This is a genomic window from Kitasatospora sp. NPDC023385 (assembly GCF_055664045.1).
Genome location: NZ_JBVOOL010000001.1, coordinates 629,737 through 652,582, shown reverse-complemented (window position 1 = coordinate 652,582; position 22,846 = coordinate 629,737). Strand labels below are relative to the sequence as shown.

The 22,846-nt window shown below is 73.0% G+C and carries 23 protein-coding genes and 2 pseudogenes; 16 read left to right on the top strand and 9 right to left on the bottom strand.

What is annotated here, in order from left to right; all coding sequences use genetic code 11:
• Positions 1-265: 265 nt before the first annotated feature.
• The gene (locus AC0B61_RS02820; RefSeq protein WP_471738793.1) at positions 266-1,267 is read right to left on the bottom strand and encodes a helix-turn-helix transcriptional regulator; all 1,002 of its coding nucleotides are present in this window, start codon (positions 1,265-1,267) and stop codon (positions 266-268) included.
• A gap of 456 nt (positions 1,268-1,723) precedes the next feature.
• On the opposite strand from AC0B61_RS02820, the gene AC0B61_RS02815 reads away from it, so the two are divergent.
• From AC0B61_RS02815 to AC0B61_RS02755, 13 genes are all read left to right on the top strand, one after another.
• Positions 1,724-2,881 (top strand): hypothetical protein, encoded by a 1,158-nt coding sequence (locus AC0B61_RS02815; RefSeq protein ID WP_471738792.1) that lies wholly within the window; start codon positions 1,724-1,726, stop codon positions 2,879-2,881.
• Positions 2,882-2,955: 74 nt separating this feature from the next.
• Entirely contained in the window at positions 2,956-3,633 is a 678-nt protein-coding gene (locus AC0B61_RS02810; protein ID WP_471738791.1) for a hypothetical protein, read from the top strand.
• A complete protein-coding gene (locus AC0B61_RS02805; RefSeq protein WP_471738790.1) occupies positions 3,633-4,337 on the top strand; it encodes a hypothetical protein in 705 nt (234 codons plus the stop codon). Before AC0B61_RS02810 ends, AC0B61_RS02805 begins: the two co-directional genes overlap by 1 nt.
• Entirely contained in the window at positions 4,334-5,122 is a 789-nt protein-coding gene (locus AC0B61_RS02800; RefSeq protein ID WP_471738789.1) for an alpha/beta hydrolase fold domain-containing protein, read from the top strand. The genes AC0B61_RS02805 and AC0B61_RS02800 overlap by 4 nt, the downstream gene beginning before the upstream one ends.
• Positions 5,119-5,955, top strand: coding sequence for a formyltransferase family protein (locus AC0B61_RS02795; RefSeq protein WP_471738788.1), 837 nt, complete (start codon positions 5,119-5,121; stop codon positions 5,953-5,955). Before AC0B61_RS02800 ends, AC0B61_RS02795 begins: the two co-directional genes overlap by 4 nt.
• Complete coding sequence (locus tag AC0B61_RS02790) at positions 5,948-6,943, top strand: nucleoside-diphosphate kinase (protein WP_471738787.1); 996 nt, start codon at positions 5,948-5,950, stop codon at positions 6,941-6,943. Before AC0B61_RS02795 ends, AC0B61_RS02790 begins: the two co-directional genes overlap by 8 nt.
• Positions 6,940-8,286, top strand: coding sequence for an aminotransferase class III-fold pyridoxal phosphate-dependent enzyme (locus tag AC0B61_RS02785; protein WP_471738786.1), 1,347 nt, complete (start codon positions 6,940-6,942; stop codon positions 8,284-8,286). Before AC0B61_RS02790 ends, AC0B61_RS02785 begins: the two co-directional genes overlap by 4 nt.
• Positions 8,283-9,005 (top strand): HAD family hydrolase, encoded by a 723-nt coding sequence (locus AC0B61_RS02780; RefSeq protein ID WP_471738785.1) that lies wholly within the window; start codon positions 8,283-8,285, stop codon positions 9,003-9,005. The genes AC0B61_RS02785 and AC0B61_RS02780 overlap by 4 nt, the downstream gene beginning before the upstream one ends.
• Complete coding sequence (locus AC0B61_RS02775; protein WP_471738784.1) at positions 9,002-9,181, top strand: (2Fe-2S)-binding protein; 180 nt, start codon at positions 9,002-9,004, stop codon at positions 9,179-9,181. The genes AC0B61_RS02780 and AC0B61_RS02775 overlap by 4 nt, the downstream gene beginning before the upstream one ends.
• Complete coding sequence (locus AC0B61_RS02770; RefSeq protein ID WP_471738783.1) at positions 9,181-10,362, top strand: HAD-IA family hydrolase; 1,182 nt, start codon at positions 9,181-9,183, stop codon at positions 10,360-10,362. The genes AC0B61_RS02775 and AC0B61_RS02770 overlap by 1 nt, the downstream gene beginning before the upstream one ends.
• A 2-nt stretch (positions 10,363-10,364) precedes the next feature.
• The gene (locus AC0B61_RS02765) at positions 10,365-11,108 is read left to right on the top strand and encodes a 2OG-Fe dioxygenase family protein (RefSeq protein WP_471738782.1); all 744 of its coding nucleotides are present in this window, start codon (positions 10,365-10,367) and stop codon (positions 11,106-11,108) included.
• A 178-nt stretch (positions 11,109-11,286) separates the two neighbouring features.
• Complete coding sequence (locus tag AC0B61_RS02760) at positions 11,287-12,477, top strand: argininosuccinate synthase-related protein (protein WP_471738781.1); 1,191 nt, start codon at positions 11,287-11,289, stop codon at positions 12,475-12,477.
• Positions 12,478-12,577: 100 nt separating this feature from the next.
• Positions 12,578-13,555, top strand: a complete 978-nt coding sequence (locus tag AC0B61_RS02755) for a DMT family transporter (protein ID WP_471738780.1) — start codon at positions 12,578-12,580, stop codon at positions 13,553-13,555.
• Here the strand turns inward: AC0B61_RS02755 and AC0B61_RS02750 are convergent.
• From AC0B61_RS02750 to AC0B61_RS02735, 4 genes and pseudogenes are all read right to left on the bottom strand, one after another.
• Positions 13,541-13,828, bottom strand: a pseudogene (locus AC0B61_RS02750) (heterodisulfide reductase-related iron-sulfur binding cluster); the annotation flags it as partial. The gene AC0B61_RS02755 and the pseudogene AC0B61_RS02750 sit on opposite strands and share 15 nt — an antisense overlap.
• Positions 13,828-14,835 carry an aldo/keto reductase gene (locus tag AC0B61_RS02745; RefSeq protein ID WP_471738779.1) on the bottom strand — a complete coding sequence of 336 codons (1,008 nt, stop codon included), beginning with the start codon at positions 14,833-14,835 and terminating at the stop codon, positions 13,828-13,830. The pseudogene AC0B61_RS02750 and the gene AC0B61_RS02745, both read right to left, overlap by 1 nt.
• Complete coding sequence (locus AC0B61_RS02740; RefSeq protein ID WP_471738778.1) at positions 14,832-15,518, bottom strand: NUDIX hydrolase; 687 nt, start codon at positions 15,516-15,518, stop codon at positions 14,832-14,834. Before AC0B61_RS02740 ends, AC0B61_RS02745 begins: the two co-directional genes overlap by 4 nt.
• Before the next feature lie 617 nt (positions 15,519-16,135).
• Positions 16,136-16,738: a helix-turn-helix domain-containing protein gene (locus AC0B61_RS02735; RefSeq protein ID WP_471738777.1), complete on the bottom strand. Its 603-nt coding sequence runs from the start codon at positions 16,736-16,738 to the stop codon at positions 16,136-16,138.
• A 134-nt stretch (positions 16,739-16,872) separates the two neighbouring features.
• Here AC0B61_RS02735 and AC0B61_RS02730 point away from each other — a divergent pair, with 134 nt between their 5' ends.
• From AC0B61_RS02730 to AC0B61_RS02720, 3 genes are all read left to right on the top strand, one after another.
• Positions 16,873-17,994, top strand: a complete 1,122-nt coding sequence (locus tag AC0B61_RS02730; protein WP_471738776.1) for an aryl-sulfate sulfotransferase — start codon at positions 16,873-16,875, stop codon at positions 17,992-17,994.
• Positions 17,973-19,364, top strand: a complete 1,392-nt coding sequence (locus AC0B61_RS02725; RefSeq protein ID WP_471738775.1) for a uracil-xanthine permease family protein — start codon at positions 17,973-17,975, stop codon at positions 19,362-19,364. The genes AC0B61_RS02730 and AC0B61_RS02725 overlap by 22 nt, the downstream gene beginning before the upstream one ends.
• 337 nt (positions 19,365-19,701) lie before the next feature.
• Positions 19,702-20,358 carry a putative adhesin gene (locus AC0B61_RS02720; protein WP_471738774.1) on the top strand — a complete coding sequence of 219 codons (657 nt, stop codon included), beginning with the start codon at positions 19,702-19,704 and terminating at the stop codon, positions 20,356-20,358.
• 78 nt (positions 20,359-20,436) lie between these two features.
• Here the strand turns inward: AC0B61_RS02720 and AC0B61_RS02715 are convergent, their stop codons facing one another.
• From AC0B61_RS02715 to AC0B61_RS02700, 4 genes and pseudogenes are all read right to left on the bottom strand, one after another.
• Entirely contained in the window at positions 20,437-21,420 is a 984-nt protein-coding gene (locus tag AC0B61_RS02715) for an aldo/keto reductase (RefSeq protein WP_471738773.1), read from the bottom strand.
• 165 nt (positions 21,421-21,585) lie between these two features.
• Positions 21,586-21,891: pseudogene (locus AC0B61_RS02710) on the bottom strand (urease subunit alpha); the annotation flags it as partial.
• Positions 21,892-21,963: 72 nt separating this feature from the next.
• On the bottom strand, positions 21,964-22,125 hold the full coding sequence (locus tag AC0B61_RS02705; protein WP_471738772.1) for a hypothetical protein: 162 nt from the start codon (positions 22,123-22,125) through the stop codon (positions 21,964-21,966).
• Between the two features lie 42 nt (positions 22,126-22,167).
• Positions 22,168-22,704 (bottom strand): hypothetical protein, encoded by a 537-nt coding sequence (locus AC0B61_RS02700; protein WP_471738771.1) that lies wholly within the window; start codon positions 22,702-22,704, stop codon positions 22,168-22,170.
• Positions 22,705-22,846 lie beyond the last annotated feature (142 nt).

Below are 22,846 nucleotides of genomic sequence, written 5' to 3'. Positions count from 1 at the left end.
CCGCGCCCGGTATCGGACGCGCCGCAGCACGAATGGTCGTAGGGATCCGAAAGAAATGCGCAACCCCGCGGTGGGCCGGTCGCACACATGCCCAGGCCGGGGAGACCGGCCGGACAAGGCCTAGGAGTGCGACTGCGCCGCGCAGCCCCGCCGGTACGACCGACGGTGTGCGGGATCGGCGGAACCTGATCATCATGCGGGAGGCCGGGCGCCGTGTCCAGGGCCTGCGGCGCACCGGGCCGCGCGCCCCGGACGAGCGGCCCGCCTAGCTGCCTTCGTGCTCCGGCTGGGCGTGCAGCAGGCCCGACCGGGCCAGCAGCACTCCCAGATGGCAGCGGCTCTGGGCCCCCAACTGCTCGTAGAGCTTGGCGACATGGGCCCGGCAGGTGCGCACGCTCAGCCCCACCCGCCGGGCCACGACCTCGTCCGTCGCACCGTCGGCGAGCAGCCGGGCGATCGTCAGGCGCACCCCGCAGAGCGCCTCGGAGACCGTGCTGGCGGGCAGTTCCGTCGCGAAGGGGACGGCGGCCAGCCAGGTCCGCTCGAAGACGTCCGCGAGGAACCGGACGATCGCGGGCTGGCTGATCATCACGGCCGAGCTGCGCTGGCTGTTGCCCGGGATGAAGGCGATCTTCCGATCGAAGATCATCATCCGCTCGGAGAACTCGGCCATCGTGCGCACCTCCGAGCCGTAACGGCCGGCCCGCAGCACATACTCCCTGGTCGGGCCGGAGAAGACGGCCGAGCTCTGGTAGATGGTCCGCACCCGGACGCCCCGCTCGAGCAGCTCCTGCATGTCGCGCCAGGCGGCCTCCACGGCCGCGGCGGACCGCCCGCCGCCGGGCTGCGCGGTGCAGATCTCCTCGGTGCAGGTCGCCGCGACCCGGACGATCTCCCGGTTGATCGCGTCCGGGCCCTCGATCACCTCGATGCCCGCGGAGACCCCCTCCAGCTGCGCGTAGACCGGGGCGAACTCGGCCAAACCCCTGCGGATGCGCTCGCTCTGCCGCTGGCAGCGCTCGATCTCGGCGAGCAGCGGATCCACCAGGTGGCTCTCGGCCCGGGCCGGCGAGGCCGGCACGTAGCCGCCCGGCAACTGCGGCTCCGACTGCAGCAGGGCCAGCTCCAGCAGCCGCTCCGCGACCGCCTCCACCCGCTCCCGGGACCAGCTGAGCGTGGCAGCGGCCTCGTCCACATCCAGGCGGTGGGCATTCAGTGCGTAGCGATAAAGCTCGCTCGCGTCCTGCTGGTCGACCGAAACCGTCATGTGTAACTCCCCGCCCCCGGGGCCGCGATGGTGATGCGGCCTCCTCATGCTGTTGTGCAGCTTGCTGCCCCCCTCAAGTTATAGATCAGGTCGATTGCGCGAGTAAAGATCTCCCAGGAAGTGCTTGCAGCTCGCCGACGTGGGGAGTCCTGTCCCGAGCCGTCGCCTAGGGCGGTTCGGCGCGGTTCTCCCAGGTCGATAAGCAGCTGCGGCGTCAAGCCCCCGCACCGTCTCGGAATCAATCCGGGCAGAGCCAGAGAAAATCGGGTTTTCCATGAACCTTTTGTTTGTCACCGCACGTACAGCTCTGCTGGCTGTGGCAGTCCTGCTGGCCGTGGGCGTCACCTCTGGCGCGTTCGCGGGTCACGACGGCCGCACGTCCACGCCCAGCGCCGCGGGCTCGGACATCCACTGGGACCGGACCACCCTGCCCGCGGGCGGCACTCGGTGACGGCCGTGGCCGCCCCTGGCTCGACCGGGGCAACGGCCTTCGCCGCCCTGCCGGTCGAGGTGCACTGCCACGGCTTCGGCGACGTCGACTTCTCCGACTTCGGCTCGCTGGACCTGCTCCGACTGGACGAGGCCTGCGCCCGGGAGGGCGTGCTCAGCCTGCCGACGCTCTACCTGCACCGCGACCGGCTCGCCGAGTTCGAGGCCTTCGTCCACCGCTACGAGGCCCTGCGCGGTGACGGACTGCTGCCGCACATCGCCGGGATCGCGCTCGAAGGGCCGCTGCTGGCCAGCCACGGCGGCACACCGGCCGCCACCGTCTGGGCGCCGACCCGGCACGAGTGGGAACGGCTGACCAGCCTGGGCGAGCACGGACTGGTGTACTCCGTGCTCTCCCCGGACATCTTCTCGCCGGCCTCCGAACTGGGCGACGCGCTGCGTGCGGAGCAGATCGACTTCCCGTGGCTGATCGAGACCATGCTCGGCCACGGCGTGCGCCCCGCCCTCGGGCACTTCACCCGGGCGGACCCGAACGGCAGCGCCGAGCAGGTCACCGAGCTCGTCGAACTCGCCTGGCAGGCCGAGTGGAACGGCACCGGCACCAGGGTGGTGACCGACCACCTGTTCAACGACATGCCGCTGAACATCCGCCACGCCTTCCGCACCACGGCCGCCCGGCGCGACCGCGAGGCCACCATCGCCTCGTACGACCTGCCCTCGTGGACGCTGGAGAACGCGGCCCGGACGGTGGGCCCGGTGCCGGCCGCCATCATGCGGGAGGCGGCCGCCGGGCGGATCGCCGCCTGCATCAACTTCGACGGCGAGCACGTCGACCTCGCCATCGCCGCTCGCGCCGTCGAGCTGATGGGCGCGCAGAACACCATGCTGATGACCGACCGCTGCGACTCGGCCCGGCTCGGCGGCCAGGAGCTGCACCAGACCGGCGAGAGCGGGCTCTGGTACCAGGCCGGCGGGATCGTCGCCGCCGGTTCGCAGCCGCTGGCCCGGCAGATCGCCAACGCCCGGTCGCAGCAGCTCGACGACGCGGACATCTGGCAGCTGGTGGCCGGCACGGCCCACCGCACCTTCGGCCTGGAGGTCGCCGACGGGGGCGGGCTGCACGCCACGGTGGCCGGCGGCCGACCCCAGTCCGGCCGGGCCTGACGCCGCGCCACCCCAGCACGCTGCGGCGATCCGCACCCACGGCGCAGTCGTGCGCCCAACCAACGGAGACCACCATGCTGGAAGCACTCGACCGCCTGGTCGTGGACTGGTCCGACCTGCCCAGGGCCAGGGCGCAGACCAACGAGATCCTCACCGAACTGGCCGCCGACAAGCAGACGCTGACGCTGCTGCTCGAGCGCGCCCGCGAGGAGGAGGACCTCTTCGACAAGTGCGAGCACCACCGCCTGATCGACAAGCTGGTCATCTACGACGCCCTGGACCGCGGGTTCCGCATCCGCGTCCACGTCTCCACCGACGACCACCTGGACCGGCCGCACGACCACCGGTTCTCCTTCAGCTCGCTGATCATGCGCGGCAACTACCGGCACATCAGGCACGAGTTGGTCGGCCAGGCGCCGGACATCCCCGAGGACGCGCAGAACGACTTCGAGGCCGTCCCCACCGACCTCAAGGTGGTGCCGCGTTTCGTCACCACCGAGCGCGCGGGCAACTGCTACACGCTCCACCACAGCGAGATCCACACCACCTACACCACCCCCGACACCGTCTCCCTCTTCCTCCGCGGCCCCGCCGAGAAGGACCGCTCGATCATCACGGAGCGGGAGACCGGACGCGTCTGGTGGCGCTACGGCGAGGACAAGGAGAAGTCCACGCGGCGGGAGAGCAAGCGGATCAGCAAGGCGTACTTCGACGAGCTCACCGGTCGCCTGCGCGGGATGGAGGTCCTCTGATGGCTGCGCTTCCCACCGTTCTGCCGGCCGCACCGCCGGCCGAGGACGCCGCCCGCGCGGTGGCGCTGATGACGTCCCTGCCGAGTGTGCGCTGGGACGACCTGGACACCGCCGCCGAGGTGACCGAGGGGATCGCCCGGCGGATCGGCGACGACCGCGCGCTGCTCCGCACCCTGGTGCTGCGCGCACTGCACACCGCCGAGTTGCGCGAGAAGTTCGAGTGCCACGCCCTGGACGACAAGATCGTCCTCTGGGACGACCAGGAGAAGGGGCTGCGGATCCGCCTGCGGCTGGCCAACACCGACCAGTACGAGCGGGTCCACAACCACCGCTACAGCTTCACCGCGTACATCCTGCGGGGCGCCTACCAGCACACCCTGTACAGCACCGACCAGCCGCTGGACGAGACGGCGGACGTGACCCGCTTCTGGCCGCACCTGGTGCGCGAGGAGGGCGAGGGGCAGGTCATCACGCTCGACCACGAGCAGCTGCACACCACCATCACCGCGCCGGAGACCATCTCGCTGATGATCCAGAGCCCGGCGCGCAAGCAGCGGTCGTTCATGATCCGCCGGACCGACGGGCACGTGTGGTGGCGCTACGGCCAGGCCGACGAGAGCGCCGAGCGCCGCACCGAGGTGCGGATGTCGGACGAGCGGCTCGCCCACTGGCTGGGGCGGCTGGAAGCACTCGGCCTGCTGTGACGGCCACGACCAGGGCGGCGGACGCGGAGGGCGCCGGGGCGGCCGAGGAGATCCGGTACGGATCGCTGCGCTACGGCGGCTCCGCCTGGCACCGGGTGGACCTCTACCTGCCGGCCGGAGCCCCGGCCCGGAACCGGATCGTGCTGCTGCACGGGGGGTTCTGGCGCCACGACCGGGTGGCCCGCGACCTGCGGCCGCTCGCGGCCGCGCTGGTGAGCCGCGGCGCGGCGGTGGCGGCCGTCGAGTACCGCCCGCTCTGGGACGGCGGCGCCTGGCCGGGAGCGGTCCAGGACGCGGTGGCCGCCGACGCGGCGCTGCGCTCGCTCGATCCGGCCTGGGGCGACGCCCTGCTGGTCGGCCACTCGGCCGGGGCGCAGCTGGCCCTGGGGGTGGCCGCCGGACGCTCCGAGCGGCGCCGCCTGCTGCTGCTCGCGCCCGTGGCCGACCTGGTGGCGGCGACCGAGCTGGGAGTCGGCGCGGGGGCCGTCGAGCAGTACCTGGCCGAGCACCTGGCGGCCGGCGGCACCGCCGCCCAGGCCACCGCGACGCCCGGGCGGGGCGACCTGGCCGCACTGGACGTCGTCACCGCCGCAGCGGACCAGGCCGTACCGGCCGCCCTGACGCGGCACCAGCTGGACCGGTGGCGGTCGGCGGGGCTGCCACTGCGGCACACCGAGGTCCCCGACGCCCGGCACATGCACCTGGTCAATCCGCAGCGCCCCGGCTGCGCGGTCGTCCTCGACCTGGCGTCCGCCACCGGGCTTCCGGAAGGAGCATCCGCGTGACCACGCACCAGACCGTCCGGCTGCGCCGCCGTTCGACCGGGGGCCCCCTGCGCATCGGTGTCCTGGTCTCGGCCACCGGCGCCAACCTGGGCACCCTGCTGGACCTGAGCAGCCGCGAGCCCGAGGGCTTCGAGGTCTGCCTGGTCGCCTCCCACGCCGAACGCGTCAAGGCGCTGGAGCTGGCCGCCGGGGCCGGCGTCGAGGCCTGGCCCGGCGACTTCGACGCCCGCTGCGGCACCGCCTCGGCCGCCGGCAGCGACGCGCGCGCCCAACAGGCCTACCGGGCCCGGGCGCGGGCCTGGCACGACGAGCTGAACGTGCGGCTGGAGAGCTGGGAGGGCCGGCACGGCGAGCTCGACCTGATCGTGCTCGCCTACCACCGCTGGATCGAAGGCGACCTGCTGGACCGTTACGCGGGCCGGATGATCAACCAGCATCCCGGCGACCTCGCCGACCTCGCCGATGATGGCAGGCGGCTGCTGGTCGGCAAGGACCCGGTCCGCCTGGCCATGTCGCTGGGCCGCCGCACCACCCGCACCTCCTGTTTCATGGTGGACGGCACCCGCGACGGCGGCGCCGTCCTGGCCATGGGCCCCGAGATCCCGGTGGACGACCGGCCGGCCACCGTCGAGGGCGCCTGGCAGCAGGAGCTCCTGCAGAAACGGCACAGCGATCCGTACTGCCTGGAATGGACCGTCCGGGCCTTCGCCGCCGACCGGCTGGCCCTGTCCGACACCGAGCACCCCGACGGCAGCCGAGCCGTCCTGGTGGACGGTGTGCCCACCCCGCTCGGCGGCCGCCGACTGACCGCGAACAGTGACCTCCATGCCTGAACCCTCACCCACGGCCGCCGAGCGCCACACCACGGTGCCCGCCGGTGCCCTGGCGACGCTGACCGCCGACCAGGCCAAGCGCGACCACTACCGGCTCGACACCTACGCCCGCGAGGGCCTGCAGCTGTTCGGGCAGCTCGGGGCGCTGGACCGGCTCGCCGAGTACACCTTCGTGGTGCTCAAGCCCGACGCGGTGGCCGGGCGCCGCTGCGACCTGGTGCTGGACACCCTCGCCGAGGAGGGCTTCCACCCCGTCGCGGCCACACCGGTGCGGTTCGACCCACTGCTCACCCGGGAGATCTGGCGCTACCAGTTCAACGCCGCCTCCGACCAGCGGATCGCCGTGGTCGACCACCTGCTCGGCTCCGGCCCCTCGCTGGTGGTGCTGCTCCGCGACGCCCGCCACGGCGCGACGCCCGAGCATCGACGGCTGCCCGCGAGCGTGCGCCTCACCGCGCTCAAGGGCGCGGCCGACCCGAGCGCCGCACGCGGCCAGGACCTGCGGACCAGGATCGGCCGGGTGAACGGCCTGTTCAACTTCGTGCACACCGCCGACGACCCGGCAGACGTGGTGCGCGAGCTGCGGCTCTTCTGCTACCGCACCGGCTCGCAGTGGCTCGCCGAGGGACTGGACCGGCCACTGCCCGACGCCGCGGACCGCGACAACCCCGCGAAGGACCGGCTCCCCGCGCTGGAGGAGCAGATCCCCGCGCACGACCTCGACCTGACCGCCGCGCTGCGCCGGCTGGCCGAACGCGCCGACGGGTGGGGACGGCTGGCCACCGGGCACGCCGACCGCGCACAGGTCGGCGCCTGGCTCGACGCCCTGCGGGAGCTGGAACTGCCGGCCGGGACCGCCCGCTGGGACGTGCTCACCGTCGTCACCGGCTGGATCGACTGCAACGCCCCCGACGTCACCCCGATTCTCGCCACCGCCCGCCCGGCGGACTGGCTGCCCGCAACCGCCCCGGAGATGGCTCACCCGTGACCGACACCATCACCACCGACGCCGACGGCATCCCCTCCTTCGCCGGGGCGGGGAACCTGATCTACCGCGAGCCCACGGTGCCGCGCTTCGTGGCGGGCGCCGGCTGCTACCTGACCGCCGACGACGGCCGCCGCTACCTGGACGCGGAGGCGGCCAACGGCACCGTGGCCTGGGGCTACGACCGCGACCTGCTGCACGAGGCGCTGGTGCGCTGCGCCGGGCTGCCCGCCCTGCCCTCGTTCTGCGAATCCACCGTGCGGCTGCGGGTGCTGGAGCGGCTGGAACGCCTGGTCTCCGAGGTGGTGGGGACGCCCGGACGGGTGGAGCTCGACCTGGGCGGCGCCCAGGCGATGGAGACCGCCCTGCGGATCGCCTTCAGTAACAACGGCCCCGGCACGATCGTGGTCTTCGAGGGCGCCTTCCACGGGCGCTCCGGCATCACCAGCATGCTCAGCTCCAGCCCGCGCTACCGCGAACTGCTCGCCGCCTGGGGGCTGGAGGTCGTCCGGCTGCCCAGCCCGGACAGCCTGCGCTGCCCGCACGCCGACGGCGACGGCACCTGCCCGCCCGGCTGCGTCGAGGCGGTCTCCCGCTGGGGCTCGGAGCTGAGCGGTGTGGGCGGCCGTGACTTCGGCCGCAAGGTCAGCGCCTTCATCTTCGAGCCGGTGCAGAACGTCGGCGGCATGGTCGAGCCCGACCACGCCCTGCTGCGTGCCGCGGTCGACCACGCGCGCCGCCAGGGCGCCCTGGTGATCGCCGACGAGATCTTCACCGGGATGCACCGGGTCGGCCCCCGCTGGGGCTTCCAGCGCTCCGGTGTCGTGCCGGACATCGTGGTCACCAGCAAGGGGCTGACCAACGGCGCGGCGGCCCTGAGCATGGTGTGGGCGCGCGAACCACTGGCGGATCCCGCCCACTACCGGCCGGGCAGCCACTCCTCCACCTACATCGCCATCCCGCACGCACTGGCCGTGGTCGACACCGTGCTGGACCGCTGGGAGGCCTGGACCGAGGTGGACGACGACATCGACCGGCTGGAGCGGGCCATGGACGTCCGGCTGCGCGCCCTGGCGGACCGTCATCCGGCCCTGATCCGACGGGTGGACGCGATGGGCGGCACCGCCCGGATCGTCCTGACCGGCCCGCACGCGGCGCGGCTGCGCCACCACTGCCGCCACGTCCACCCGGAGCTGGGGGTCCTGGTGGCCACCACCGGCATGGCGCCGGACGTCATCAACCTGCACCCGCCCCTGGTGATCGGCCAGTCGGACCTCGACGTCCTCGCCGAGGTGTTGGATCTGGCACTACACGCAACAGCCGCCGCCGAAAAGGACAACCCATGACCGGGCAAGCACACCGTGCACCCAGCACCGCGCCGATTCCGACCGGGATCCAGGCCGTCGTCTTCGACTGCGACGGACTGCTGGTCGACACCGAGGGCTGCTGGACCGTTGCCGAGACGGCGCTGTTCGCCGAGCACGGCCACGAGTTCGGCCCGGAGCAGAAGGCCCTGGTGATCGGCAAGTCACTGGCGGACGCAGGCCTCGTGATGGCCGACTACTTCGGCCGCCCGGGTGAGGGCGCCCGGCTCGCCGCCCAGCTGCTGGAGGGCGTCCGCCGGGAGCTGGCCGACGGCGCGCAGGCGCTGCCGGGTGCCCTGGAGCTGGTCAAGGAGTGCGCCGCGCGGGTGCCCGTCGCGGTGGCGAGCAACAGCCCCCGGGCGCTGCTCGACGTGGCCCTGGCCACCTCCGGCCTGGCCGGGCTGTTCCCGGTCTCCTTCGCCGCCGACGAGGTGGCCACCCCCAAGCCGGCCCCCGACCTCTACCTCACGGCCTGCGCGGCCCTGGGCGCCGAACCCACCGCCTCGGTCGCCTTCGAGGACTCCGGCACCGGCGTCGCCGCGGCCCGGGCCGCCGGGCTGCACCTGGTCCTCGTCCCCTCGCTCCCCGGCCAGCGCCTGGACCACGACTGGCTCACCGACTCGCTCGCCGACCCGGCGCTGCAGGCCTGGTCCCGGGCCCTCACCGACACCCGGGGCCCGCGTCCCGAGGAGCTCCGGTGATCTGGACCGACGATCCGGTGGTCTGCCTGTGCGGCAGTGTCACCGAGTGCACGATCCTGGCGGCCATCAACGAGGGCATCACCGATCTCCCCTCGGTGCGCGAGGCCACCGGCGCCAACCAGGGCTGCGGTGACTGCTTGCAGGACATCGAGGAACTGCTGGGAGGCGCGGGCTGATGGGTGTGGAGACGGAACGCAAGTTCCTGGTCGGACCGGGCTGGCGCGCCGCGGCGGTCGGCGCCCAGGAGGTCCGGCAGGGATACCTCTCGGGGGATCCCGCGCGCGTGGTACGGGTCCGGGTGGAGGACCGCCGCTCGGCGACCCTGACCGTGAAGGGCCGCCGCAACGGCGCCCACCGGCCGGAGTTCGAGTACCCGCTGCCGTTGGCCGACGCCGAGGAGCTGCTGGACTCGCTCTGCCTCCGGCCGCTGGTGGAGAAGCGCCGGTACACCCTGGACACCCCCGGCGGCCTGTGGACCGTGGACGAGTTCTTCGGCGAGAACGCCGGGCTCGTCCTCGCGGAGCTGGAGACGCCCCGTGCCGAGGAGGTCACCGACCTGCCCTCCTGGGTGCTCCAGGAGGTCACCACCGACCCGCGCTTCGACAACGCCTACCTCCAGGAACACCCGTACCCGCTCTGGGCGGACCAGGACGGCCGGCGCACCCCGGCGGCCGTCACGCCGGCCACCGCCGAGCTGGTCATCTTCGACTGCGACGGGGTCCTGGTGGACTCCGAGCCGATCGCCAACACGGAGTTGGCCCGGCTGCTCACCGAGGCAGGGGTGCCCACGACCTACCAGGAGTGCCTCGACCGCTACCTGGGCGGCAGCCTGGAGCGGGTACGGGAGATCATCCGGGCCCGGAGCGGCCAGGAGCTGCCGGAGGACTTCGCCGAGCAGCTGCGGACCCGGCTGCTCGCAGCGTTCCGCGACGGGCTGCGGCCGGTCGACGGGATCGCGGACGTCGTCGCGGCGCTGGCCGAGCGCGGCACCGCGTTCTGCGTCGCCTCCAGTTCCCCCCGGGACCGGCTCGCGCTCAGCCTGGAGGTGACCGGGCTCGCACCGCTCTTCGAGGACCGGGTGTACAGCACCACCGACGTCGTCCGCGGCAAACCCGCCCCGGACGTGTTCCTGCACGCGGCCGCCCGCATGGGCGTGGACCCCGCCAACACCGTGGTGGTCGAGGACAGCGGCCCGGGCGTCGCCGCGGCCACCGCCGCCGGCATGGCCTGCGTCGGCTACGCCGCGCTGACCCCGGCCGAGCGGCTGACCGGTGCCGACCCCGTGGTGCGCACCGCCGCCCAACTCGGCGCCGCTCTCGGGCTGCGCGGCGCCGCCGAGATCCCGTTCAAGGAGTAGCGATGACCGCCGATGTGACCACCCGTCACGCGCAGCAGATCCACCAGCAGGGTTACACCCACGGCCGGCTGGGCGACGTGCTCGACGCACAGCTGCTGCAGGGCGCCGACTGGAAGCAGTTCACCGGCAGCTGGGGCAACCTGCGGCAGGACGGCTACATGGCGGACGGCGGCACCTACCGCGAGCGCCGGTACTCCGAGTTCTCCTACGACACCGCGACGGACGCCCTGACGCTGCTGCCGCACGTGCCGTACAGCCAGCCCCGGGACGTCAACTACCTGAACGGCGGCATCGACCGGCACTTCGAGGCCTTCGAGGGCCGGACGTCGGCCAACCCGGTCCTGCGCGCGATCTTCCAGTGGTGCGCCGCCGCCCTGTCCGACTCCCCGGGGAGCACCGGCGCCGACGTGTGGACGATCCAGACCTTCCAGAACCGGATCCTGGCGCAGGGCGCGGAGCAGGGGAAGCCCACCCCGGAGGGAATCCACCGCGACGGCGTCGACTACGTACTGACGCTGCTGATCGAGCGCGACTCCGTCGACGGCGGGCTCAGCCGGATCTACGACTCCGCCACCCGGGAGTGCGTGGACGAGGTCAAGCTCAGCGAGCCGGGCGAGTTCCTCTACGCCGACGACGAGCGGATGCTGCACAGCGTCACCCCGCTCACGCCCGCCGCCGAGGGCGGCCAGGGCCACCGCGACGTGCTCATCGCCATGTTCAGCCGCACCGGGAAGCGAGCGGAGTAGGGGCTCGGCCCACGCCCGCGCACGTCGAGACTCCACTTCGCCCTGACGGGCCCCAGGTGCCCCCGGCCGTCGGCCGGGGGCACCTCGACGCGGGCGCGCGCTTCCTCCCCGCCTCCCCGGCAAACGAGCGGCACCCCTACCCCCCGGCTGAAGCCGGGGCACCCTCGAAGGAGATCCGATGGCCCAAGGACAGCTCATCCGCTCGTTCCGGCAGCTCACCACCGAAGCGCTGGACGCCGACAAGCCCGTCGTCACCCTGTTCAGCGGTGGACTCGACAGCACCTACCTGCTGCTGCGCCTGCGCGACGCGGGCTTCCGGGACATCCATGCGGTGAGCGTGGACCTCGGGGAGGACGAGACCAGTGAGCACAAACAGCGAATAGCCGACGAACTCGGCGTCCGGCTGCACGTCCTCGACGGGCGCGCGGCCTTCGTCGACGGGTTCGTCCGCCCGGCCATCCAGGCCCACGCGGTCTACCTCGACACCCATCCCGTCAGCTCGACGCTGAGCCGGCCGCTGATCGCCAAGCTGGCCATGGAGCTGGCCGGCCGGCTCGGCGCCACCGCCGTGCTGCACACCGCGAACCGCTCCCAGAACACCCTGCGCCGACTCAACGGAGCCCTCTCCCTGCTCGGCTACCAGGGCCGGTACGGCAGTCCGTACGACCTCGACCCGGTCGACCGGGAGCAGAAGATCCAGGAGCTCAAGGCGGTCGGCCTGGACCAGATGAGCGCCCGGGTGGTCAGCGGCGACTCCAACCTGTGGTGCCGGGAATTCGAGTCCGGGATCCTCGACGACCCCGAGGACCACGCCGTGCCGGAGCACATGTACCAGTGGAGCTCCCCGCGCCCCGGCGCCCAGGGCGAGTTCATCGAGATCCGGCTCGAGCGGGGCGTCCCCACCGCGGTGGACGGAGCGGAGCTGGAACTGATCGACATCATCGCCGCGCTGAACACCCGGGTCGGGGCGTACGGGCTCGGCCGCTACAGCGGCCTCGAGCACCTCGACAACGGCGAGAAGGTGCTGGAGATCCGCGAGATGCCGGCGGCCTGGCTGCTCCTGCGCACCTACCGGCAGCTGGAGACCGCCACCCTGGACGCGGAGCTGCTGCGGGAGAAGATGCACGTCGAGCAGCTCTGGGTGCGCGAGTCGCTGGAGGGCCGCTGGTACGGCCAACTGCACCGGGCGCTGGAGTCGTTCGTCGAGGTGTGCGCGGCGCAGGTGAGCGGCTCGGTGCGCTGGAAGCTGGCACCCGGCGGCGCCGAGACCCGTGCCATCCTGGCCGACAACCCGCGCTACCTGCGGGACCGGGAGGCCTGGGAGAAGTACTCGATCCACCAGGAGAACGCTCCCTACGCCACCGTGTGACGGCGACCGCCGAACCGCCGGCCCCCTGTCGGCCCGGTGCCGGACCTGACCGCCTGACCGCCTGACCGCCTGACCACGTGCCCGAAGAGAGAAGGTGATCGTGCCCGGCTTCGCCTCCCGCACGGCGCTGATCGACGTCCTGCTCCTGCTCGTCGCCGCGGTCTGGGGCTCCACCTACCTGGCAGCCAAGGAGCTGGTCGGTCCGTCGACCGTGGTCGCGGTCCTGGCCCTCAGGTTCCTGGTCACCGCGGCGGCCATGCTTCCGGCCGGCGTCGGCAGGCTGCGCCGGGCCACCCGCGAGGAATGGCTCACCGGCGTGCTGCTGGGCGCCATCCTGGCTGTGATCTTCACGTTCGAGACCTACGGCATCGCGCACACCACCGCGACCAACGCGGGGCTCATCATCAGTCTGACCATCGTGATGACGCCCCTGCTGGACAGCGTGGTGGGGCGGTCCTGGCTGCCCCGGCGGTTCTTCCTCGCCGCGGTCCTCGCCGTGGTCGGGGTGGCTCTGCTCGCGTCCGGCTCGGGGCTGCACGCCCCGTCGACGGGAGACCTGCTGATCCTGGCAGCGGCCGCGGTGCGCGCGGTGCACGTCACCGTGATGCACCGCAGGGCCGCCGGCCGGCAGTACGACTCCTACAACCTCACCCTGCTGCAGATGGCCACGGCAGCGGTGCTCTTCTGCGCGCTGAGTCCCCTGGTCGGGACCTCCTTCCTGGCGCTGGTGCCCCGGATGAGCCCCGGCCAGTGGGCGGACCTGCTCTACCTCGCGTTGATCGGCACGGTGTTCGCCTTCTTCGTGCAGATGCGCGCCGTACGCACCACCTCGCCGACCCGGGTCAGCCTGCTGCTGGGCACCGAACCGGTCTGGGCGCTGCTGGTCGGCATCGCGGTCGGCGGCGACCGCCTGGGCCTGATCGGCGCCCTCGGCGCCGCGCTGATCCTGGTGGGCGCAGGCTGGGGACAACGCATCGAACGGGTCCACCGGGAACGGAAGACGGCCGCAGCCCGGGCTGCCCGGCCCGAGCTCGAATCCGTCTCGACGCCGGCCCCGGCCAGGGCCGACGCGCCCTGACCCTGCTGCCCGACCATTCTCCCGGACCATGCCCGCGCACGACGCGGACGGCGTCACCACCGCGTCGTACCCGCCGAAGGCCCGGACGAAGCCGGCCACCAGCGGCATCGCGTCCGGGCGGTAGCCGGTGTTGAAGTGCAGCTGCCCGCAGCAGGTCTGGTCCTGGGGGAACTCGACGGTGTGGCCGAGCCGCTCCAGGATCCGGACGACGGCCTTGCCGGTGTCGGGGAAGAGCGTGTCGTTGAAGCAGGTGATGAAGAGCGCGATGCGCATCAGATGCCGTCCTTCGGTACCGGGACGTCGGCCGGCAGCAGGCCCGACGCCTTCAGATCCGCCCAGAGCGCGTCCGGGATCGGGAGGTCGAACTGCCGCGCGGCGTCGGTGGCCTCGGCCGCGGTGCGGACGCCGACCAGCACGCTCGCCACGGCCGGGTGGCCGAACGCGAACCGGACGGCCGCGGCCCGCAGCGGCACACCGTACCGCGCGCAGACCTCCTGCATCCGCAGCGCCCGCGCCACCGACTCCGGTGGAGCGGCGGCGTAGTCGAAGGTCGCGCCGGGCCGGGGGTCGGCCAGCACACCCGAGTTGAACGCCCCGCCGACCACCACCGAGACGCCCCGCTCCACCGCGGCCGGCAGCAGGTCCGTCAGCGCCGACTGGTCCAGCAGGGTGTACCGGCCGGCCAGCAGCACCACGTCGACCTCGGTCTCGCGGACGAACCGGGTCAGCGCGGCGGACTGGTTCATCCCCGCGCCGATCGCCCCGACCACGCCCTCGGAACGCAGCCGCTCCAGCGCCGGAACCGCCTCGGCGACGGCCTGGTCGAGGTGGTCGTCCGGGTCGTGGAGGTACACCGTGTCGACGCGGTCCACCCCGAGGCGCAGCAGGCTCTGCTCCAGGCTGCGCCGCACGCCGTCGGCGGTGAAGTCCCAGCGGCGCCGGTGCGTGGCGGGGACGGCGAAGCCGTCGGCGAGGTCGTCGCCGACCGGCCCGGGGACCGGCTCCAGCAGCCGGCCGACCTTGGTGGAGAGCTGGTACTCCGCGCGGGGGCGGCCGCGCAGGGCCTGCCCGAGCCGCCGCTCGGACAGGCCCAGTCCGTAGTGGGGCGCGGTGTCGAAGGTGCGGATGCCCGCCGCCCAGGAGGCCTCGACCGCCGCGGTGGCGGTGGCGTCGTCGACCGCGGTGAAGAGGTTGCCGAGCGCGGCGCCGCCGAAGGCGAGCCGGGTGGCGGTGACGGAGCTGCGACCGAGTCGGACCCGGCGCAGTCGGCTCGTCCTCACGGCCCGGCCGGGCGCAGCCGGAGCCCGGCCATGCCGCCGTCGACGGCCAGGGCCGTGCCGGTGACGGACGCGGCGGCGGGGGAGGCCAGGTAGGAGATCGCGGCAGCGACCTCCCCGGCCGTCACCAGGCGGCCGGTGGGCTGGCGGGCGGCCAGGGCGGCGCGCTCGGCGGCGGCGTAGCAGCCGTAGGCGCTGGGTCGGGCGATGGTGGTGAGGTAGCCGCCGACCGGTCGCCAGCCCGGGATGCCCAGGCGCCGGGTGAGCCACGCGATCACCGCCTGTTGCCCGTCGCTGGCTGGCGGCAGGGCGTCTGCGTTCGCCCACTGGTGGGCGTCGTGGTCGCGGGAGAGCGTCACCGGCGTGCCGTCCGGCACGACGGCGGTGAACACGAACTGGCGGACGCGCAGGCCGCGTTGATCGGTGAGGTCCAGGTGCCGTGCGTACTCCAGCGGCAGGCCGGTGAGTCCGGTCTTCTCGGCCAGCTCCCTCGCCGCGCCCATCGGCACCGCCTCGCCGTCCTCCCGGGCGCCGCCCGGGTACTCCCACCGGCCCGGCAGGACGTTGTGCGGGGAGCGGCGGATCATCAGGGTCCGACCCGAGCCGTCGCGCACTACGACGCCGACGCCGATCCGTTCGGTGCCCTCGCGGGCGGCGAGGTCGGTGAGTACGTCAAAGTCGATCACTGGAGGACTCCTCGGTGTCGCGGGCGGGCGTGGCCGGCCGGTCGGGAGGGGCGGTGCTGGTGGCCTGGGTGGTGGAGCTTCCACGCGGCACTCCCGACGCGGGTGGTGTTCGAGCGCGCGGAGCCGGCTAGTCGGCATTGAGTGCGGCAAGTGTGGTTTTGGGCACTGAAGTTGGATGGCTTTGTCTGGGTCGAGGCGACTGATGATGGTGCTGTTCGAATTGGGCGTTCAAGCGGATTTCCTCCGGGCGAGCCCGGGTCGAACTGGGACTTTTCGAGCACCCCCGGGCGCCGGTCAGCACTTCTTTCGGCAGCTGGGAAGGGCGCCCGGCAGGGTGGCGGAGCCCAGTACGCAGGCGGCGAGAGCCCGTTCGAGTGCCGTGCGCTGGGCCGGGGCGAGGCGGGTACGGGCGCCCCGGTGGGGGAGGGGGTGCGCAGCGTGCAGCCGTCGGAGGATTCACACGATCGGTTGGTCGGCTGGGCGAGGAGGTTTCGGGCGGCGGGGGTATCGGGATCGGCCGTGCCGGGGTCGGCCGCGTCAAGGGCGGTCAGCGCCAGGAGGCCCGGGCCGGGTGGCTGTGGCGCAAGCCCTGGGTCAAGGGGCCGGGGCCGTAGGTCTCATTCGGCGCGGGGGCGGGGTGTGTCGGCGAGGTGGTCGGAGACGGCTACGAGGAGGAGGCGGGTGTCGGGGTGGGTGCTGCGCCAGCGGTGGCGGATTCCGGCGGTCAGGTAGAGGGTGTCGCCCCGGCGCAGGCGGTAGAGGCGGCCGTCGGCTTCCACCTCGGCTGCGCCGTCCGCGAGGTACATCAACTCGTCGCCAGCGTGCAGGAATTCGCGGTCGGCCTGGTGGTCGCCGGTGAACTCCAGGGCGTGCAGGGGGCGGCGTCCGCGGACCAGGGGGCGGACTCCGGTGTCCGGGGCCAGGCCGGCGTCGTCGTGGGCGAGGACGATGTCGACCGGGCGGTCGGCGGGGTCGGCGGCGGTGAGGAGTTCGACGGCGGTGGTTTCCAGTGCGTCGGCGATCCGCTGGAGGGAGCGCATGCTCGGCCGGGCCCGGTCGTTCTCGATCTGGCTGAGGAAGGGGGCGGAGAGGCCGGTGCGCCCGGCCACCTGGGCCAGGGTCAGGTCGAGGGTTCGGCGGCGCCGGCGGATGGCGCCGCCGAGCCGCGGCTGGGCCCCCCGGCTGTCGCCGCTCTCCGCCCCCGGCACCGCACCGTTCATGATCACGCTCCTTTTCTCCGGTCACCCTACGACTCCTTCGGCAGGTTTCGTACGGCTGCAACGAGGCCGTCACATGACGCTCCTATCGTCGAAGCACTTTGACGTCATCAAACAAAGTTAGATCGGAGTGATCGATGCCCCGCGTCGACCAGAACCAGCGCCGCCGCCGCGGCACCGGACTCATCGCCCTGGACCCGGACGCCGCCTTCCCCGGTCTCACCCTGTTCGCCCCGCTGACCGGCGGCGGCGACGTGTACCTCGTGGACCTGCACGGCGAGACCGCGCACCGGTGGCGGCTGCCCTACCGGCCCGGCCGGCACGCCCGGCTCGTGGGCGGCCAACTCGCCTACAACGGCGTGCTGCCGGGCGAGCAGTCGCTCTTTCCGATGTGGCACAAGTACCGGGGCGGGGTGATGCTCCGCGCCGCGGCCGACGGCGCGGTCCTGTGGCAGCACCGCGATCCGCACCAGCACCACGACGCCCACCACCTCGACGACGGCGGCGTCCTCTACGCCGGCGTCGAACCCCTGCGCGGCCTGGAGGCGAAGACCGTCCTCGGCGGCGTCCCCGGCTCCGAGGCCGCCGGCACCACGGTGTGGGCCGACACCATCACCGAGGTCGGCGCGGACGGCTCGCCACGCTGGACCTGGCGCGCCGCGGAACACCTCGACCGCGCCGCCTACCCGCTTCACCCCGACTATGCCCGCGAGCACTGGCCGCTCATCAACAGCGTCACCCCGCTCGCCGACGGCAACGTGCTGGCCAGCCTGCGCAGCGTCTCGGCCGTCGTGGTGATCAGCCGCGCCACCGGGGAGATCCTCTGGCGCAGCAGGCCCGGCACACTCTCCCAGCAGCACCACCCCACCGAACTGGACGACGGCCGTCTCCTGGTCTTCGACAACGGCGTCTTCCGTCCCGGCCACGACGTGCCCTACTCACGCGTCGTGGAGATCGACCGGACCCGGGACGAGGTGGTGTGGGAGTACCACGACCCCGCTCGCGAGTCCTTCTTCGCACCGTTCATGGGCGCGGCGCAGCGGCTGGCCAACGGCAACACCCTGGTGACCGATTCGCCCGCCGGCCGGCTCTTCGAGGTGACACCGGACGGCTACCTCTGCTGGGAGTACGTGATTCCGCACTTCGGCGCCTACCGCGAGAGCGAGGTCCGGAAGCTGTTCCCCGCCGAACCCAACGCCGTCTTCCGCGCCTACCGCTACGCACCCGAGGAGATCCCGTGGCTGGAGGCCCGCTGGTGACCGGTGCCGACGAGCGCCCGCCCGTGACCGGTGCCGACGAGCGCCCGCTGGTGACCGGTGCCGACGAGTGCCCGCCGGTGACCGGTGCCGACGAGCGCCCACCCCTGCGGCGGCTGGTTCCGCTCGCCCTCCAGCACGTGCTGGCGATGGCGGCGACGCCGGTGTCCACCGTGTTCCTGATCGCGGCACCGCTTCGGCTGACGCCGGGCCAGACCTCGTCGCTGCTGGGCGCGGCGCTGGTGCTGTCCGGAGCGGGCTCGGTGCTCCAGTCGCTCGGCGCGTGGGGTTTCGGCGCCCGGCTGCCGTTCGTGATGCTGCCGGGGGGAGCCGCCACCGCGCTCTTCGTCCAGATCGCCCACGACCACGGGCCGGCCGTCGCCTCCGGGTCGGTGCTGCTCGCGGCGGCGCTGCTCCTCGCGGTCACCCCCTGGTACGGACGTGTGGTCAGGCTGTTCCCCCCGGTGGTCACGGGGGTGACCGTCCTGCTCGTGGGGATCTCGATGGTGCGGGTCACCGCGCTGCTCCTGGCCGGCACGGGCGGCAGTGCGGCGCCCAACGCCCTGGCCGCGGTCGGGCTCACGGTCGCGGTCACCCTCGTCGCGCACCTGCTGCTGCGGGGCGCCTGGCGCCAGTCGGCCGTGCTGATCGGCCTGGTCGGCGGCGCGGTGCTCACCGTCGCCACCGGCCTCGGCCGGCTCGCCCCGGCCGCCGGGGCGAGCGCCTCCCTCCCGCACCTCCTGCCGTACGGCACCCCCAAGCTGGACCTGGTGGCGGCGCTCCCGCTGCTGCTCTTCAGCCTCACCTCCCTGGCCGAAGCCACCGGCCAGACGGTGCTCAACAGCGACGTTCCCAACCCCGGCCGGGACGTACCGAGGGTGGCCCGCGCCGACGCGTTGACCTCGCTGCTCAGCGGAGTCCTCGGCACGCCGACCATGGTGACCAGCTCCGAGAACATCGGCATCAACCGGCTCACCGGCGTCCGCAGCCGCTTCGTGACGGCCGGAGCCGGGGGCCTGCTGATCGCCGCCGGCCTGCTCTCGCCGCTGTCGCGGCTGGTGGCCGGACTGCCGCCGACGGTCGTCGCGGGGGCCGCGCTGGTCGTGTACGCGGTGATCACAGTCATGGGGGTGGAAATGCTCGGCCGGGTGCGCGGAGCCGACTCGCCGGACACCCTGGTCGCCGGCCTGGCCCTCACGGCGGGCCTGCTCCCGGTGGTGGCCCCCGGCCTGTACGGCGGGCTTCCCGACTGGCTCCGCCCGCTCCTCGGCAGCGGAGTCGTCGCCGGCACCCTGACGGCAATCGTGCTGCACGCCCTTCTCACGGCGGCCCGGCCCCGCGTCGTGGGGCACGGAGACGTCCGGCCCGGCTGAGCCGGACCCGGGGGAGCGTACGTGGTCGGCCCGTCCTCGACCACGGGAGCGGGAGCCCGCAGTCTGGGGCGCCGGCGCTCCGGGGCAGGTCCGCTTGCCCCGGATGTGCCCGCGGCGCCCTGTCCCCGCCCACAGCCGGCCCCTACCATCGCCCTGACCGTGTTCCGCGTGAATCCCGGACCGAAGGAGCGACGCCATGCACGCGCAGGCAGGCCGTCGGACCCGTAGGACGCCGCACTCCGCGGCATCCGAGACACCCCTGGAATCCGCGGCACCGCTGCGATCCCGCAGCCTGACTGACCTTCAGCGGTCCGTCGGGAACGCCGCCGTGGGCCGGATGCTCGCCGCAGAGGCGCCGGCCGTCCAGCGGATGCCCGGCAGCTCCACCGAGCAGCAGGAGCGGGACACGACCGTGATCAGCGGGCACGGGCGGTTCGGCGACAACCAGCGCCTGCCCAAGAACCCCGACAACCCGCGCAGCCGCGCACTCAAGGCCACCTTCACGGTGCCCGCGGGCGTCGAACTCGTCGTCTACGCCCCGCCCGGCGCGTGGCTGGAGAACGAGGTGGCCAAGCTCGTCGAGTCCGGCAACCCGCCGACCGCGGACGACCTCGAACTGGTCGGGGACAACAACAAGCGCAAGCCCATGCCGGCCGACTACCCCAAGACCTTCCGCGCGGGCGAAGAGGTCATCAACTACAAACTGATGCCCCTGGACGCCAAGCACCTGGCCGAGGGCGCGACTTCGGTCGAGGCCGGCACGCTGCAGGACAAGGTGCGCGAACTCCTCGCGGCCCGCGAGGACCAGGACGAGGACGCGCCGCCGCTGACGATCCACTACGCCTGCTGCGGCGTGGGCTCCTCCAGCGTCCCGGAGATCGACCGGCTCTTCGTCCACCGCAACTACACGGTGATGCTGAGCACCACACCCGGGGCCGCGACGCCGGAACCCGCGGAACCGGCGGAACCGGCCAAACGCCGCAAGAAGAAGTAGCCGAAGAAGTGGTCGAAGAAGTAGCCACCGCGCGGCGGGAGCCGCGCGGTGGGCGCCCGTACGCGTCGGGGCCCGCGGCTACCAGCGGTCGTGCACCTGCGGCCGAATGCGGCGGTCGTACAGCTCCCGCACGGCCTGGAGCGTGGCCTCGGGCAGCGGCGCCAGCCCGGCGGCCGCGGCGTTGGACCGCGCCTGCGCCACGTTGCGGGCACCCGGGATCACCGCCGTCACCCCGGGCTGCTGGACGACCCAGCGCAGCGCCGTCTGCGCCGGGGTGGCGCCCTCGGGTGCGAGCGCGGCGAACTCCCTGGCCGCCTCGACGCCGGTCGTGAACTCCACGCCGGAGAAGGTCTCGCCTTGGTCGAAGGCCTCGCCGTGGCGGTTGTAGGTGCGGTGGTCGTCGGGGGCGAAGGCGGTCCGCTCGCTGTAGCGGCCCGAGAGCAGCCCGGAGGCGAGCGGCACCCGCGCCAGGATTCCGACCCCGGCGGCCTCGGCGGCGGGCAGCACCCGCTCCAGCGGCTTGAGCCGGAACGCGTTCAGGATGATCTGCACGCTCGCGACGCCCGGGCGCGCGATCGCGGTCAGGGCCTCCGCGCACGTCTCCACGCTCACCCCGTAGGCGGTGATCCGCTCCTCTGCCACCAGGGTGTCCAGGGCGTCGAACACCTCGTCGGAGGAGTAGACGGGCGTCGGCGGGCAGTGCAGCTGCACCAGGTCCAGCCGCTCCACACCCAGGTTGGCCCGTGAACGATCCGCCCAGGCGCGGAAGTTCGCGAGATTGTAGTGCTCGGGCCGCTGCTCGGCCCGGCGGCCGAACTTGGTGGCGACGAACACCTGCGCGTCCGCGCGCTCCTTCAGGAAGCGGCCGATCAGCCGCTCGCTGCGGCCGTCGCCGTAGACGTCGGCGGTGTCGAAGAGCGTGACACCCGCCTCCACGGAGGCGTCCAGCACGGCCAGGGCGTCCTCCTCCCGGACGTCCCCCCAGTCCGCACCGAGCTGCCAGGTGCCGAGTCCGACGATCGAGACGGGACGGCCGGTGCGGCCGAGTACGCGCTTCTCCATGGCGTGAGCCTCTCACGTCGCACCGGCCGGCGCCGCCCCGCCGGGGGCTCGGGATCCGACGACCGCGGTTGTCCCGCAGGGGCCGACACGCCCCTCCGTGCCCCCTCCGCGGGTGCCGGGCACGGTCGCGTTCAGTAGCCGACCGCCGGCCGCCGGCCCGAGATTGCGGTCGCGGGCCAGGGCGGCGTCGCCGGGCAGGTCGACCTTGCGGCCGTGGACGGAGACGATCATGCCGTAGTGCTCGGCGATCGCGTCCCGGTCGTAGGGCAGGGTGGGGTTGGTGGAGAAGCCGATGACGTTCGGCGCACCCGCCATCCTGAGCACGTTGGGGACGTGGCCGCCGCCGCAGCCCTCGATGTGGAAGGCATGGATGGTCCGGCCTTCGAGCACGCGCAGGGTGTCCTCGACGGACAGACACTCGTTCAACCCGTCGGTGTGCGAGGATGCTTGGACGTCATGGACCTCGGCCACCGAGCCGATCTGGCGCCTGTTCTGGGACGATTAGGCCGACCGCACCGCCGTGCGGCCGGCCAGGGAGTCGCGTTACTCGCTGAGCGGGTCCACGATGAACCCGAGACGTGCGGGTACGAGCTCACCGTCGACCCGCCGGAGCGGGACGCCGTACGGGGCGGCGGCGTCGAGATCGTCGTCCTGCCGCCGGAACTCCGCGACCAGGTCTGCGTACCGCGGGTTGATCCATTCCATCGGTTTGCCTCCTACTCGTGTGCCCGGCAGCGTACGCGCCTGTCAGGCCGCGGACGGCTTGTTGCAGGGCTTCTCCGGCTTCTTCATGGGCTTGATCGAGCACGAGGGTGCGTGCTGGCAGTTCGCCGCCACAGTCACCAGGCTGTCGTCCGTCGGCGCCCGCCATAGCTCGGGGTCGACGTCGAAGCCCTCCGCCCGGATGGCGCCCTGCGTCTGCTCCAGGATGTCCGGATCGAAGTTGCCCGGGTCGAAGCCGGGGCTGTGGTGGGCGAACACGCCCTCGCGCTCGCACAATTCGGCGTAGTCCTTGGTGTGGACGATGAACGCGTGCCAGCCCTCGTCCACGATGCGGCTCGGCGCCATGGCCAGGCGCGGGCGCCGGGCACCCGTGACGACGAACGCGATCGCCTCCCGGACGATGCGCTCGGCCATCGTGACGGTCATGCCCTCGTTGTTGTCGAGGACGGTGGAGACGACGGAGTTGTACGTCACCGCGCTCACGAACTGCTCCGGGGTCACCGGGTGCATCGGGCCGGGGCCGGGGGGCGTCGGCGACGGGGTCGGTTCGGGAGTGGTCATACTGGGGCCTCCTCATACTGAGGGGTTCCCGAGGGCCGGATGGCCTCGGGGTCGTTCGGTGTTGCGGAACCCGCTCCGGTCGGCTGCCTGCCAGGGACGACGGCCGGAGCGGGAGTCTGCGTGGCCTATCAGCAATACAGCG

What these genes read in the sequence shown, in the direction of transcription:
- AC0B61_RS02820 (WP_471738793.1), bottom strand. Translation starts at nt 1,267, where the DNA reads ATGACGGTTTCGGTCGACCAGCAGGACGCGAGCGAGCTTTATCGCTAC.
- AC0B61_RS02805 (WP_471738790.1), top strand. Translation starts at nt 3,633, where the DNA reads ATGGCTGCGCTTCCCACCGTTCTGCCGGCCGCACCGCCGGCCGAGGAC.
- AC0B61_RS02700 (WP_471738771.1), bottom strand. Translation starts at nt 22,704, where the DNA reads ATGACCACTCCCGAACCGACCCCGTCGCCGACGCCCCCCGGCCCCGGC.
- AC0B61_RS02790 (WP_471738787.1), top strand. Translation starts at nt 5,948, where the DNA reads ATGCCTGAACCCTCACCCACGGCCGCCGAGCGCCACACCACGGTGCCC.
- AC0B61_RS02720 (WP_471738774.1), top strand. Translation starts at nt 19,702, where the DNA reads ATGCTCGCCGCAGAGGCGCCGGCCGTCCAGCGGATGCCCGGCAGCTCC.
- AC0B61_RS02735 (WP_471738777.1), bottom strand. Translation starts at nt 16,738, where the DNA reads ATGAACGGTGCGGTGCCGGGGGCGGAGAGCGGCGACAGCCGGGGGGCC.
- AC0B61_RS02760 (WP_471738781.1), top strand. Translation starts at nt 11,287, where the DNA reads ATGGCCCAAGGACAGCTCATCCGCTCGTTCCGGCAGCTCACCACCGAA.
- AC0B61_RS02770 (WP_471738783.1), top strand. Translation starts at nt 9,181, where the DNA reads ATGGGTGTGGAGACGGAACGCAAGTTCCTGGTCGGACCGGGCTGGCGC.
- AC0B61_RS02765 (WP_471738782.1), top strand. Translation starts at nt 10,365, where the DNA reads ATGACCGCCGATGTGACCACCCGTCACGCGCAGCAGATCCACCAGCAG.
- AC0B61_RS02810 (WP_471738791.1), top strand. Translation starts at nt 2,956, where the DNA reads ATGCTGGAAGCACTCGACCGCCTGGTCGTGGACTGGTCCGACCTGCCC.
- AC0B61_RS02705 (WP_471738772.1), bottom strand. Translation starts at nt 22,125, where the DNA reads ATGGAATGGATCAACCCGCGGTACGCAGACCTGGTCGCGGAGTTCCGG.
- AC0B61_RS02730 (WP_471738776.1), top strand. Translation starts at nt 16,873, where the DNA reads ATGCCCCGCGTCGACCAGAACCAGCGCCGCCGCCGCGGCACCGGACTC.
- AC0B61_RS02715 (WP_471738773.1), bottom strand. Translation starts at nt 21,420, where the DNA reads ATGGAGAAGCGCGTACTCGGCCGCACCGGCCGTCCCGTCTCGATCGTC.
- AC0B61_RS02780 (WP_471738785.1), top strand. Translation starts at nt 8,283, where the DNA reads ATGACCGGGCAAGCACACCGTGCACCCAGCACCGCGCCGATTCCGACC.